This is a genomic window from Micromonospora sp. NPDC048170, from assembly GCF_040652795.1.
In the GTDB taxonomy this organism is placed as follows: domain Bacteria; phylum Actinomycetota; class Actinomycetes; order Mycobacteriales; family Micromonosporaceae; genus Micromonospora.
On sequence record NZ_JBEZMR010000014.1, the window covers coordinates 61,153 to 75,897 of the forward strand.

At 73.9% G+C, this 14,745-nt stretch carries 5 protein-coding genes; all 5 read right to left on the reverse strand.

Annotation, left to right across the window (positions count from 1 at the left end):
- Positions 1–27: 27 nt before the first annotated feature.
- Positions 28–795: an alpha/beta fold hydrolase gene (locus tag AB0D32_RS19210; RefSeq protein WP_357091500.1), complete on the reverse strand. Its 768-nt coding sequence runs from the start codon at positions 793–795 to the stop codon at positions 28–30.
- On the reverse strand, positions 792–1,925 hold the full coding sequence (locus tag AB0D32_RS19215) for a Gfo/Idh/MocA family oxidoreductase (RefSeq protein WP_357091503.1): 1,134 nt from the start codon (positions 1,923–1,925) through the stop codon (positions 792–794). Before AB0D32_RS19215 ends, AB0D32_RS19210 begins: the two co-directional genes overlap by 4 nt.
- A complete protein-coding gene (locus AB0D32_RS19220; protein WP_357091506.1) occupies positions 1,922–3,040 on the reverse strand; it encodes a saccharopine dehydrogenase NADP-binding domain-containing protein in 1,119 nt (372 codons plus the stop codon). Before AB0D32_RS19220 ends, AB0D32_RS19215 begins: the two co-directional genes overlap by 4 nt.
- Positions 3,041–3,110: 70 nt before the next feature.
- Positions 3,111–8,234 (reverse strand): amino acid adenylation domain-containing protein, encoded by a 5,124-nt coding sequence (locus AB0D32_RS19225; protein WP_357091509.1) that lies wholly within the window; start codon positions 8,232–8,234, stop codon positions 3,111–3,113.
- On the reverse strand, positions 8,231–14,728 hold the full coding sequence (locus AB0D32_RS19230; protein WP_357091667.1) for an amino acid adenylation domain-containing protein: 6,498 nt from the start codon (positions 14,726–14,728) through the stop codon (positions 8,231–8,233). The genes AB0D32_RS19225 and AB0D32_RS19230 overlap by 4 nt, the downstream gene beginning before the upstream one ends.
- Positions 14,729–14,745 lie beyond the last annotated feature (17 nt).

Sequence of the window (14,745 nt, forward strand, 5' to 3'; positions counted from 1 at the left end):
ACCGGCGGCCAACGGGGCTGTCGGCGGTCAGTGGGGCTGACCGGCGGGCAGCCCGAGCGCCTCGCGGAGGTGGTCGAGCACCTCGGCCTGCCGGTCGATCAGGTAGAAGTGGTGCCCGGGGAGCACCCGGAGCTGGAATTCCCCGGAGGTGCAGCGCCGCCAGTCGGCGACCTCGGGCACGTGCGCTTCCGGGTCGTCGTCGCCGGTGATCGCGGTGACCGGCACCGACAGCGGCGCACCGAAGGCGGGCCGGTACGTCTCGACGAGGCGGTAGTCGGCCCGCAGCGTGGGCATCAGTGCGCTGCGCAGCTCCGGGTGCGCCAGCGCCTCGTCGGTGGTGCCGCCGAGGCGGCGCAGCTCGTCCCAGAGTTCCTCGTCGCTGCCGAGGTGCTTGACGCCCGGCCGGTGGTGCTGCGGGGCCGGGCGACCGGAGACGACCAGCCGGCGCGGCGGAACACCGAGGCCGTGTTCGAGCCGGTGCGCCACCTCGTACGCGACGGCGGCACCCATGCTGTGACCGAACAGGGCGAAGTCGGTGTGCAGCAGCGGTTGCAGCGCGGCGACGATCCCGTCGACCATCGTGGCCATGTCCCGTACGCACGGCTCGTGGATCCGGTCCAGCCGGCCGGGATACTGCACCGCCACCACCTCGACCTCGGCGGGCAGCCGTACGGCCCACTGCCGGTAGAAGGTCGCGTTGCCGCTGGCGTACGGGAAGCAGACCAGGCGCCGGGTCGCGGCCGGACGCGGCCGGTAGCGGCGCAACCAGGACGCGGCCTCCGCGGTCGCCCTCACGGCCGCGCCGCCTCGTCACCGGCGGCGGCGATGGCTTTGAGGTCGTCGTCGGTCAGCGGTTCGGGCGGGGTGGAGGACAGCAGCTCCGGTGGCCCGAGCCGCAGGGTCAGGTCCTGCCACAGCTTGCACAGCGACAGGTGGTACTGGCCGCGGCGCAGCGGGTCCTGCCGTTCCTGGGCGGCCTGGTGCAGCTCGGTGAGGGCGTGCGCGATGCCGGCCGGCCACAGGCTGCGGAAGATGTGCCGGTACGACGGCACGGTGCCCGGTCCGAGCACGACGGCGCTGGGCGCCTGCGCGTCGTCCGGCATGGTGGCGTAGTGGGGGTCGGCGTTCGGGTCGGCGACCTCGCGGGGGAAGTCGGGGCGGGCCGACCAGACGACCGGCCCGTGGGTGTTGACCAGGGTCAGGTTTCCGGCTTCCGTGCCGATGCTGATGCGGTGCATCAGGTGGGCGTAGTTGTCCGGGTCGGCGGGGTCCATCTGGTTCTGCACCCGCAGGGTGACGGGCACCCCGGCCAGCACCCCGTCGAGGCTGCGGAACGGGATGTCCAGGGTGGTCGCGGCGCGCACCGGGGGAGCCGACTCGGGCAGGTCACCGAAGGCGAAGGGCCGTACCCCGCCGAGTGCCTGCCCGAGGATGTCCAGCAGGGAGTAGGCGAGCTGGAACCCGGCTGCCGCGTCGATGTGGAGCGGGCGCTGCCGCCGCGTCAGCTCCTGCGCCGCCGCGACGAACCGGCGTACGGGGGCGACATGTGTGTAGAACGGGTTCAGGTGGTAGACGACGCCGTGCCGGCGGGCGGTGCGCAGGTTCTCCGCCAGCTCGTCGTGGTGCAGAGGGTGCTCCTGGAGCACGTGGATGCCACGGGCCATCAGCGCGCGGGCCAGCTCCGAGCCCCGACCGCCCAGCAGGCCACCTCGGATCACCACGCACGCCAGGTCGATGTCGTCGGGCAGCTGTTCCGGGTCGGTGTACAGCGGCGCGTCGTAGCGGCGGGCGCAGGCGCGGGAGCGTTCGCTGCCGGCGGCGAGCACGCCGGCCAACTCGAAGGGCAGCTCCGGGTTGCGGAACGCCTCCAGGTAGACCTGACCGAATCGGGCGCCGCAGACGACGACCCGGGGACGTTGCGTCAAAGTGCCTCCTCCACGTGGCCGCCGGCGTGGGCGGCTTCGCCGTCGAACACCGTCAGGCCGCTCACTGCGGCCGAGCCGGCGAGCAGGTCCACCGCGACCTGCGGGTCGAGCGCCTCCCCGGCGTGGTGCAGGCCGGCGGACAGGGTCCCCTCGGTGAGCGCCGCCACGGTGACGGCCGCGAATGCGCCGGTGAGCGAGCTGGCGTTGTCGCCACGCAGCACGAGGGTGTGCGCGGCACCGGCGACGGTGGTCAGTTCCACGACGATCAGCTGGTAGGTCGCGTGCCCGAAGGCGTCCAGTTCGGCGGCGCGGCGCAGTGCCTCGGGGGTGTCCCCGCCGGCCGGGGGCTGTCGCAGCACCTGCGCGACGTGCGGGCCGGCGAAGACGGAGTGCCAGGTGGCGTCGGTGACGCCCAGGACCCGGGCCACCCGTTCCAGTTCGGTGCTCAGGTACGGCACGGCCGTGGCCGGCTCCGGGAAGAACGGCAGCTCGGCGTCGGTACGGGTGGGTAGCGGCTGCCGTGCTCGCACTCCCCCGGTCAGCGCCGCCCCGGCCTGACCGAACCCCTCTCCCACGCGTAGGTAGTCGGCCGCGGCGGTGGCGGTGAACCGGTCGCGGCCGCCGAGGTAGCCGAGCAACGCGCGCGGCGGTTCCGGCAGGGTGGCGGCGAGATGGCGGGGCAGCAGCGCACTCAGGCCCGGCATCATGCCGGCGGAGATCACGGCGGTCCGCCCCGGCGCTCCCGGCAGCAGGGCCCGCACCTGCTCCCACAGGACGTCGTCGCCAGCGGCGTCGACGTAGTCTGCGCCGCTGGCGAGCGCTGCCCGCGCCACCCGGTCCTCGACGAGGTAGGCCGGGCCGGCGCAGTTGAGTACGACGTCGCAGCCGGCGCAGTAGCGGTGCAGCGCGTCGGTGTCGGTGATGTCGAGAACCTCGACGGTGGGCGGCGAACCGCCGGTGGCGGCGAGCCCGTCGCACAACGCGTCGAGCGGGGTGCGGCGGCGGCCGGCGAGGCGCAGCACGTGCCGGCCCCGGCGGTGCAGCTCGGCCACAGCGGCGGCACCGACGGCCCCGGCCGCGCCGACGACGCCCACCACCGGGGTCGGCCCGGTCACCGGGGCCCCTCCCCGACCGTGCCTGGCGTCATGGAACCCCCCGGGCCCGGCCGGCAGGACACCGAGCGGCTCACCGCGCCGACCCCAGCGCGGCGGCCAGCGCGGCAGGCTCCGCCGACCAGCGCAGTTGCTCCGCCGGCAGAACCGTGTCGACCACGTCGAGGTTGCCGAGGCAGAGGTCCTCCCAGAACTCGATCTCCGCTTCCCGCGCCGGCTGCACCAGGGTGATGTCCCCGGCGTAGATGGACGGCTCGTGACGCGCGAGAGCGTCGCGCACTGCGGCGGCGGGGTCGTCCCCGGTGCCGGGTCCGGGCCGGTGACCGGCGAGCAGCCGCAGCCCCTCGACGAGTACCCCGCGTTCGGTCAGGTTGCGGGCCACCTCGACGGCGAGGACCGCCATCGCCCCGTGGGCGAGCAGTTCCACCTGGGGCAGGTCGGCGTCGACGACCGCCTGGGCGTACGCGGCGGCGGCGTTGTCCACCGAGGGCAGCAGCTCCAGCCCCGCGCCGGTGAACGCCCAGGCGGGTGCGGCCGGACGCAGCGCCGCGGCGAGCGACGCGACACCGTCGGCCGATCCCGACTCGTCGGGCAGGAAGATCCGGGGTACGCCGGTGCCCTCGGCGTGCACGGCGACGATCAGCTCGGCCGGCCCCTGCCGGCCCGCCTCCTGCGGCTGCTCCCCGGCCTCGGCGGCGGTGGTCAGCCACTGCGCCAGCCGGGCGACGGTGGCCAGTTCGAGCAGGTTACGCAGCACCTCGTCGAAGAACAGCGTGCGGGCCAGCGGCAGCTCCTCGATGACGCGCCCGGCCAGCTGGGCGGCGACCAGGGAATCCCCACCGAGCTCGAAGAGGTTGCCGTCGCGCCCGACCGGCGTGCCCAGGGCCTCGCTCCACATCGCGACCAGGTCCCGTTCGAGCTCGGTCTCGGGTGCCGCGCCGGGCAGTCCGGTCCGCGTCCCGCCCTGCCGGCGGCCCTGCCGCCCGGCGAGGGACCGGCGGTCGATCTTGCCGTTGTCGGTGACCGGTAGCTCGTCGAGGATCTCCACGGTGCCGGGCACCATGTACTCGGGCAGCCGGGCGCGCAGGTGATCGGTGAGCGCCCGGGGGTGCACGGGTGCGCGGTCGGCCTTGAACCGGGCGGCGAGCACGCACATGCCCATCCGTCCGACGAAGGTGTCTTCCGCCGGCAGGCAGATGCTGGTGTCGGCGCCCGCCCGGTCGAGGATGTCCTGCCACCGGTCGCGGGCGAGGAAGACCGTCCCGGTCCCGGCGCGGTCGTCGGTGAAGTCGCCGGTGGCGTCGTCGAGCCGGACCAGCAGCTCCAGCGACGTCATGATCTGGTAGTGGTCCCGGGTCATCTCCAGGGCCACCAGCCACCCGCCGGGGGCCAGCAGCCCGCGCAGCCGGTCCAGGACCCGGTCGACGTCGGCGGTGGCGTGCAGCACGTCCCCGGCGACGACGAGGTCGAACGAGTTGGGCGCGAGGCCCTGCTCGGTGGGGTCGGCGTCCAGGTCGTACAGGCCGAACCGGACGCCGGGCACCTCCGCGAAACGGGCCTGCGACTGTCCCGCGAAGTAGGGCGACAGGTCGGTGCACAGGTAGTCGATGTCGTGCCCGACGAGCGCGTCGAGCACCGCCGCGGTGGTGCCGCCGCCACCCGCGCCGACCTCCAGCACGCGCAGCGGGCCGGGGTGCGGGCGGCGGGTGCCGAGTTCCGCCACGACGGCACCGGCGGCCCGGTTGGCCCAACGGTTGAACACCGCCTCCTCGTAGAGCTGCTGGGAGACGTCGAGCCGGCCTTCGGGGAAGAGCAGCCGAAGCGGGTCCTCGTCGCCGCGCAGCAGGGCCGGCAGGTGGCGGATGCTGGTCCGGAAGTAGTCCAGCAGGCGCTCCTCGCCCGGCAGCGCCGCCGCGTCCACCGCCGCCCACGCGACGTCGAGCGCGTCGGGTGCGACGTCGCCGGCAAGCCGGTACCGGTCGCCATCGACGGCCAGCAGGCCCTCGGCGACCAGGGCGGTGAGCCAGCGGCGCAGCAGCCGGTGGTGCCGGGGCGCGGCCTCGGTGGCGGCCACGATCTCGGCGGCGGTGTGGCGGTCCCCTGGGGTGGCGAACATCCCCGCGCGGCGGAAGGTGTCCAGCATGGCGGGTAGGGCCACCTGGTCGAGCCGGTGGGCGTACTCCAGGTAGCGGTCCGGGTCGACGCCGGCGAGCGCGGCGTCGCCGGCCCGGGCCGCGACGACGCCCAGCTCGGTCACGTCCTCAGCGGGCGGCGTCGCGGTGGCGGGCTGCGCGAAGGCGACGAGCGTACGCTCCAACGGCTGGTCGCCCGCGACCAGCACCGCCGCCGCGGCGACGTCGGGATGGCCCTGCAGGGCCGCCTCGATCTCGGCCAGCTCGATCCGGTGGCCGCGGATCTTGACCTGGTGGTCCTCCCGGCCGAGGAACTCGATGTCGCCGTCGGGCAGGTACCGGCCCAGGTCGCCCGTGCGGTACAGGCGCTCGCCCGTGACGGGGTGCACGATGAACCGCTCCGCCGTGCGCTCGGGGTCGTGCAGGTAGCCGCGCGCTACACCGACGCCACCGATGTACAGCTCTCCGGTCACCCAGTCGGGACAGGGCCGCAACAGCGGGTCGAGTACGTGGAAGGTCTGGTTGGCCAGCGGCCGTCCGTACGGGATGCTGGCCCAGTCCTCGCCGACCGCCCCGATCGGGTAGTGGATCGACCAGATGGACGCCTCGGTGGCCCCACCGAGGCTCACCACGCGCAGACCGGGCACCTGGGCGCGGATCTGGTCGGGCAGGGCCACCGGGATCCAGTCTCCCGAGAGCATCGCCAGCCGCAGGGTGGGCAGCGCGGTGCCGGCCACCCCGAGGTACCCGGAGAGCATCTGGAGCTGGGCGGGGACGGAGTTCCACACGGTCACCCCGTGGGCGGCCACCAGGTCGGCCCAGTGCGACGGGTCCGCGCGCCGCTCGGCGTCGGGGATGACCAGTGCCCCGCCGACGGACAGCGGGCCGAAGATGTCGTAGACCGACAGGTCGAAGCCGAGCTGGGAGAGGCCGAGCACCCGGTCCCGCTCGCCGACGGCAAACCGGGCGTTGATGTCGAGGACGGTGTTCAGCGCCGCCTCATGGGTGATCATGACCCCCTTCGGCGTCCCGGTGGAGCCCGAGGTGTGGATGACGTACGCCAGGTCCTCGGGCCGTGACCCGCCCGGTTCGCGGGGCGGGTCGGCGGGCGGCACCTCTTCCAGTGCCACGGCGACGACGCCGGACGGCCAGGGCCCGACGGCCAGGTCGCGGGAGGTCAGCACGTGCCGTACGCCCGCACCGGTGAGGATCGTCTCGCGCCGGGCGGCGGGTTGCACGGTGTCCACCGGCACGTACACCGCGCCGGCGAGCAGCGCGCCGAGGACGGCAACCACCTGCCCCGGGCCGCGTTCCAGGGTCACCCCGACGAGGTCGCCGGGTACGCAGCCCGACTCGACAAGCCGGTCGGCGACGCCGGTGGCGCGGGCGGCCAGGTCGGCGTAGCTGAGCGTGGTCGTGCCGTGGACGACCGCCGGGGCGTCGGGGGTGCGACGGGCCTGGGCGAAGACCGCGTCGTGCAGACGGGCACGGGTCAGCGGGGCGTCGGTGGCGTTGATCTCCTCGCGGCGGTGTCGCTGCCGCTGCGGCAGCAGGCTCGACGGGGGCCGCTGCCACGCCTGGTCGTCGGTGGCGAGCTGACGCAGCAGCTGCTCGAAGGCGGCGAACATGTCGTCGACGACGCCATCGGGCAGCACCCCCTCGCGTACGTCCCAGTTCGTCGACAGCCCGCCGTCGCGCTCGGAGTTCTGGCAGTCGATGACGACCTGCGGGGTCTGGCTGATCCCGTAGCCGAGCCGGCCGTGCGACGCCGATTCCGGGGCGCCGGCTTCGCCGAGGCCGATCGCGCTGGTGAAGACGACGGGGAACAGCGCCGCGTCGGCGCCGCGTCGGCGGGTGATCTCCCGCATCACCTCGATGCCGGAGAACGCCCGGTGGTCCATGTCCTGCCAGAGCTGGGCCTGTACGGTCCGGGCCCACCGGTCGAAGGTGTCCGCACCGCTCTGGTCGACCGCGAGCAGTTCCACGCCGGTGAAGTCGCCGACGACGGCCGGCACCTGGGGGTGCAGGGGCAGCCGGTTGAGCAGCGTGACGTTCAGGGTGAAGGTGGGGCGGCGGCTCCACGCGGAGATGACGTGCGCGTACGCGGCGAGCACCGCACAGGACGGGCTGACGTCGTGCTGGCCCGCGTGCTTGCGCAGCCCCTCCCACAGCTCGGGTTCCAGGCTGGCGGCCAGCCTGCGGAACCGGCCGTCGGTCTGCCGGGCGCCGCCGGTCAGCGGCAACTCCGGGCCGGGCGGCAGCTCGTCCACGCGGCGCAGCCAGTAGTCGCGGTCGGCCTCCCGGTGGCTGGCCGTCCAGCTCCGCTCGGCCAGCAGGTAGTCCCGGAAGCCGATCTCCAGGTCGGGCAGCGGCCCGGCGTCGTCGTAGAGGTGGTGCAGCTCGTCGAGGATGATCTGGATGCTGACGAAGTCGGCGATGAGGAAGTCCACCGAGACGTGCAGCACGGCCTCGTCGTCACCGCGGGTGACCCGCGCGTCGAACAGCGGCCAGACGTCGGGCCGGTACACCCGGTGGTCCATCTCGGACCGCACCTCGGCCACCGCGCGGTCGAACTCGTCGCGGTCGCGCCCGCGCAGGTCGCGTACGGCGACGTGGTAGTCGTCGACCTGTGGCAGCATCCGCTGCGAGCCATCGATCTGGATCACCGCTCGGAGCATGTCGTGCCGGGCGATGAGCGCCTGCCAGGCGCGGGTCATCCGCTCCGGGTCCAGATCCGGGTAGTGCAGCTCGCCGTAGCCGTGGCAGCCGACACCGCCGTAGCCGAAGGTGGAGCCCCGGCCCAGCAGGTACGCCGACTGCACCTCGGTGACCGGAAACGGGTCGTGGCGGTGCTCCGCGTCCGGCACGACGCGCGGCATCCGGCCGTTGGCCAGGTGGGCGAGAATCTCGTCACGGCGGGCCCGCAGCAGCGCGCGTCGCTCGTCGGTCATGAAGCCGGCGGGCGCCCGGAACTTCAGCGCGCCGTCCTCGGCCCACAGCCGCAGTCCGGCCCGTTCGAGGTCGGTGACCAGCCGCTCGACGGGGATGCGGGGGTCGTTGCTCATATGACACCTTCCTCGACGTCGTCGTCGGCCGACGCACGGAGCTGCTCGTCGACAGCGGCCGCGAGCTGGACGAGCACGGGTACGGCGAACAGTTGGCGCAATGTCATGTCCACGCCGAACCGCTGGCGCAGCGCCTCCAGCAGGCGGGTGGCCAGCAGGCTGTCCCCGCCCAGAGCGAAGAAGCTGCACCGGCGGTCGACGACCGGCTGGTCGAGCAGCTGCGACCAGAGCGCGGCGAGAACCTCCTCGGTGGGTCCCTTGGGCGGCTCGGCCGTGTCGTCCAGCGGGTCGGCGCGCAGCAGCGTCCCGAGCCGCTGGCGGTCGACCTTGCCGTTGGCGGTCAACGGCAGTTGTTCCACCGTCACGACGTACTCGGGCACCATGTAGGCGGGCAGCCGCTCGGCCAGCCAGCCGGCCAGGTCCGGCTCCGTACCCCCGGTGGTGGGTACGACGGCGAGGCCGATGTGTTGCGTCGGCGTCTGACCGACGACCATCGCCACCGCCCGCCCGACCGTCGGATGGGCCTCGGCGGCGGCCTCGATCTCGCCCAGCTCGATGCGGTGCCCGCGCACCTTGACCTGGAAGTCGACCCGGCCGAGGAACTCCAGCGTCCCGTCCGGCCAGTACCGGCCGAGGTCGCCGGTGCGGTACCAGCGACGACCCTCGTCGTCGACGTCGAACTGCCGGGCGGTCAACTCGGGGGCGTTGCGATACCCCAGCGCCACCCCGGCGCCGCCGATGCGCAGCTCCCCGGGCACCCAGTCGGGGCGGTCCCGGCCGCGGGAGTCGGTCACCCGGTAGCGCTGGTTGCGCAGCGGGCGGCCATACGGGATGGAGCGCCAGTGCTCCGGCACCGCCTCGACCTCGCAGGCGTTGGACCAGATCGCGGCCTCGGTGGCGCCGCCGAGGGCGACGAACCGGGCGTGCGGGGCGACCTGGGCCAGCCGGCCCGGCAGGTCCAGGCCGATCCAGTCCCCGGAGACCAGGGCCAACCGCAGGCTGGTCGGCGGGTGTTCGCCGGCCGCCACGAGCAGCATGTCCAGCAGCGCGGGCACCGAGTTCCAGACGGTCACGCCCCACCGGTCGACCAGCCGGGCCCAGTGGCGCGCCTCGCGGCGGTCCTCCTCGGCCAGCACGACCAGCGCCCCACCGGCGCTCAGCAGCCCGAAGACGTCGTAGACGGACAGGTCGAAGTCCAGCGCGGAGACCGCCAGCACCCGGTCCTGGGGCCCGACGCCGTACCGGGAGTTGATATCGGTCACCGTGTTGACGGCGGCCCGGTGGGTGATCTCCACTCCCTTGGGCTCCCCGGTGGAACCGGAGGTGAAGATCGTGTATGCCAGCGCCTCCGCAGCGACCGTCACCGGCCCGCGCAGCGGCGGCCCGTCCACGTCGGCGGCCACCGTGGGCAGGTGATGCGCGCCGGGGCGGCCCACCACCGCGGTCACCTGCGCCTTGGCGTAGATCCGGTCGCGGCGGGCGGCGGGCTGGTCGACGCTGACGGGCACGAACGACGCGCCGGCGGCCAGCACGCCGAGCACCGCGGCGACCTGGTCCGGCCCGCGCGGCAGGGTGACGGCGACAGCGTCGCCCGGTTCCACCCCGGCCCGCAGCAGCGCCCCGGTGATCCGCAGCGCCCGGGTGGCCAGTTCGCCGTAGCTGATCGACGTCTCGCCAAAGGCGACCGCGAGCCGGTCGGGGTCACCGGCGGCGTGGGCGAAGAACGGTCCGTGCAGGGTGTGCACGGGCGCCGGGGCGTCGGTGGCGTTGACGGCGGCCCGCACCGCGCGCTGCCCCGGCGGCAGCATGTCCGGCAGCGGCCGGTCCCACTCACCGTCGGCGAGCCAGCACAGCAGCCGGTGGTACGCGTCGAACATGGCGTCGAGCAACCCGTCGGGGAACAGTTCGTCGACGCTGTCCCAGTTGAAGGTCAGCCCGCCGTCGCGCTCCATGACCTGGTTGTCCAGCCACACCTGTGGGGTCTGCGAGATGCCCCAGGTCAGCTCGCCGAACGGGAACCGCATGTTGACCAGGTCGGCGGCCACACCGAGGGCGCTGGTGAACACGATCGGCATGCTGACCGTGCCGCTGTTGCGTCGGCGCGCCAACTCCCGCAGCACCCACAGGGCGGAGACGTCGTTGTGCTCAAGCCCGGCCCACAGGTCCTGCTGGAGCCGGTGGGCGGTCTCCCGCCACGACTGTCCCGCCTCGCCCCGGTAGCCGACCAGCACCAGCGAGGTGAAGTCGCCGAGGATCGCGCCGATGTCCGGATGCACGTCGTGGCGCTGGAACATGGTCAGGTTCAGTGTCAGCTCGTCCTGCCCGCCGTACGCGCTGAGCACCTCGGCGTACGCGGTGGCGAGGACCGCGGCCGGGGTGAGCCGGTGGTCCCGGGCACGACGGGTGATCGCCGCCCACTGCTGCGGGGTGAGGCTGCGCTCGCGGCGGACGAACCGCGGGGCGACCAGGGTTTCGGGGGCGACGGCCAACGGCAGCGCGGGGGCCGGGGCGATGTCGTCCAGCCGCCCGCGCCAGTACGCCCCCGCCCGCTCGACCGCCTCCGGTGGCGGCGCGGCGCCCAGCACGTAGTCGCGGAACGACACCCCCAGCGGGCGCAGCTCGGCGTCGGGGTCGCGGTAGAGGGTGGACAGCTCGGAGAAGAAGATGACGATGCTCAGCGCGTCGAGCACGATGTAGTCGAAGCTGAACGCGACGCGGGTGCCGCCGGGGTGCCGCACGGCCTGGATGTCGATCAGCGGCCACCGGGACGGGTCCGGGACGCGGTGGGACAGCTGCTCGCGCAGCGTCGCCAGGTGCTCCTGTCCCTCGTGCACGGTGATGGTGAACGGCGGCACCTCGGGCAGGACCCGCTGGTCGCCGTTGTCGTCGAAGACGGCGCGGAGCATCTCGTGCCGGGCGATGAGCGTGTCGACCGCCCGGCGCAGCCGGTCGAGGTCGACGTCCCCGCCGTCGAACTCCCAGTACCAGTGGGAGCCGACCCCGCCGAGCGCGAAGTCGTCGGTGCGCCCCATCCAGTACGCGCGCTGCACGTCGGTTGGCGGGAACGGGTCGTGCCGGTGGGCCGGGTCGGCGGTCAGCTCACGCCGCTCGAGCGGCGCACCCGCCGTGCCCTCGGCGCGCAGCCGTGCCGCGAAGCCGGCCAGGTCGCGGGCGTGGAACAGCTGGTGCAGTTCGGCGCCGACGATGCCGGTCTCACGCAGCCGGGCCAACAGCCGGGTGGCGACCAGGCTGTCGCCGCCGAGGGCGAAGAAGTTGTCCTCCCGGTGCGTCTCGGGGACGCCGAGCAGCTCCGACCAGAGGGCGGCCACGGCTGTCTCGACCTCGCCCCGTGGCGGGGTGCCCGCGACGGTGGGCCGCGTGGCAACCAGCTCGGGCAGCCGGGCGCGGTCGATCTTGCCGTTGGCCGACAGCGGTAACGCGTCGAGGACCACCACGACGGCCGGCACCATGTACGGCGGCAGCTGTTCGGCGGCGCGCTGCCGGATCACCTGGGGATCGGCGTCAGCCCGGGTGACGGTGACGGCGGCGGCGAGGCTGCTCCCGTCGACAACCTGGGCGACCGCGCGGGAGACGTCGGGGTCGCGCTCCAGCGCGGCCTCGATCTCGCCCAGCTCGATCCGGTGTCCCCGGATCTTGACCTGGAAGTCGGTGCGCCCGAGGAAGTCCACCGTGCCGTCAGGCCAGTACCGGGCCAGGTCGCCGGTGCGGTACCAACGCTGCCCGGCATGTTCCACGAACCGGTCGGCGGTCCGCTGCGGGTCGCCCGCGTAGCCGGCGGCGACCGACCGGCCGCCGATCCACAGCTCACCGGGCACCCAGTCCGGCCGGTCCCGGCCGTGCTCGTCGACGACCCGCATGAGCTGGTTGCGCAACGGCACGCCGTAGGGCACCGACCGCCAGTGTGGCGGCGGGTCGACCGGGGCGGACTGCACAGTGGAGTGGATCGCCGTCTCGGTGGTGCCGCCGAGGCCGTACAGCCGGCTGTCCGGAGCCAGCCTGGCCAGCCGACCGGCCAGGTCGAGGCCGACCCGGTCGCCGCCGAGCACGGCGAGCCGCAGCGGCAACGGCCGGTCTCCGGTCCCGCCCGCCGCCTCCGTGTCGGCCTGGGTCAGCAGCAGGTCGAGCAGGGCCGGTACGGACTGCCAGATCGTCACCCGGTGCTCGTGGACCAGGCGCAGCCAGGCGGCCGGGTCACGGCGGGTGTCCTCGTCGACGGTGACGACGGCGCCACCCGTGCCGAGCAGGGCGAACATGTCGAACACGGACAGGTCGAAGTCGAGGGCCGAGACCGCGAGGACGCGATCGTCCGGGCCGATTCCGAACCGCTGAACGAGGTCGTCAAGGGTGTTCCGGGCCGCCCGGTGGGGCACCCGCACCCCCTTCGGCGCGCCGGTGGAGCCGGAAGTGAACAGCAGGTAGGCATCCTGCTCGGGGTCGACCGACGGCGCGTCGTCGCGCAACGGCACGCCGACGGTGGGGACAGCCAGCACGGTCGAGGAGTCGACGGGCGACCCGTCCACCGCTTCGGCGGCGGTGACGGTGAACCGGGCCGCGGCGGTGGCCCGGATCAGCTCGCGCCGGGCGTGGGGCTGGTCGACGCCGATCGGCACGTACACGCCGCCGGCCCGCAGCACGCCGAGCACCGCCACGATCTGGTCAGGGCCCTTGGGCAGGGTGACGACGACGGCGTCACCGGGGGCCAGGCCACGGGTGGTCAGCTCGTCGGCCAGTGCCTGCGCCCGGCCCGCCAGTTCGCCGTACGTGAGCAGGCTCGCCCGGTCCGACCCGGACCGCACCGCCGGCCGGTCGGGCTCCCGGGCCGCCCAGGCGAACACGTCGCGGTGCAGCGGCCCGTCGTCGGTGGGACCGGCGGTGTCGTTGGCCGCCGCCCGCGCAGCCGACGTGTGCGCGGGCAGCGCGATCGGGGCGTGCCCGGACCAGTCGGTGGCCGGGTCGAGCAGCCAGTCGACGATCCCCAGGTAGGCGGCGAACATCTCGTCGACGAACCCGTCGGGGAACAGTTCGTCCACGACGTCCCAGTTGAGGTAGAGGCCGTCCTCGCGCTCGGTGATCTGGTAGTCGAGCCAGACCTGGGGGGTCTGGGACATGGTCCAACCGGGCCGGCCGAAGCAGTCACGGACCTCGGCGTCGAACAGCTCGCCGAGGCTCAACGCGCTGGTGAAGACGACGGGGGCGCCGACAGGCTGGCCGGTCCGGGCCCGGGACAGGTCGCGCAGCACGTCGACCCCGCTGTACGCCGAGTGGGCGGCGTCGCTGCGCAGCCGGTCCTGATGCCGGCGGACCCGGTCGACGAAGCCGGCCGGTCCGGTGGTGTCGATCTCCAGCAGAATCAGGTTGGTGAAGTCGCCGACGACCACGCCGACTTCGGGATGCACGGGGCGCCGGTCGTACATCGGCAGGTTCAGCACGAACCGGCCGTTGCTGCTCCAGGCGGCCAGCACCTCGGCGAAGGCGGCGAGGAACACCATCGACAGGGTGACTCCCGCGGCCGCCGAACGCCGTTCCAGTTCCGCCTGCTGCCACGGGGTCAGCCAGTGGTAGCGGCGGACCACCTGGTGGCCCGCCACGGTGGCGGGATCCACGGCGGTCGGCAGCTGCGGCGGGCCGGGCAGGGTGTCCAGCCGCTCGCGCCAGTACTCGCGGGCCCTGTCCCGGGCCTCGTCGGGGTAGGCGGCGATGGTGGCGAGGTAGGCGGGATAGCTGAGGCTCACGGGAGCCACCTGCCGGTCCGGGTCCTGGTAGAAGGCCGCCAGGTCCGACAGGACGAGCCGGAAGCTGTGGGCGTCGGCGACCAGCATCTCGACGTGCACGTGCACCCGGGTGGCGCCGTCGGGCAGCAGGGACAGCTGGATGTCGAAGGTCTCCGCCTCCTCCACCCGCAGCCGCCGGTGGGACAACCGGTGGCGCAGCCGCGCCAGCTCCTCCTCGCACTGTTGCGGCGGCAGCCCACGCAGGTCGTGCACGGTCAGGCCCGGCCACGGGCTCTCCGGCCGGATCCGCTGGGTGCCGTCGGCGTGGAACTCCGCCCGCAGCATGCCGTGCCGGCGCAGCACACCGCGGACGGCGGCGTCGAGCCGGTCCGGTTCGACACCGGCCCCGTCGAACTCGTTGTAGAAGTGGGCGCCCACGCCGCCGAGGGGCTGCCCGTCGGCCCGGCCGATCCAGTACGCGTGCTGCATCGTGGCCAGGCCGAACGGCGCAGACTCGTCCACGACCACCGGCGGCAGCTGCGCCGGGCGGGCCTCGGCGTGGCGCTTCTCGATCAGGCACCACCACTGTGCGAGGGTGCGCCACTCGATGAGCTCACTGAAGGTGACCGGGACGCCCTGACTGTGCCAGCGGCTGGCCAGTCGCATGAGCGCGATCGAGTCGAGGCCGAGCATCAGCAGGTCGTCGTCGTCCCCCACCAGCGACGGCGGGCAGCCGAGGCCCTCCGCGACGTCCTCCCGCATCCGGTCGAGGGTCAGGG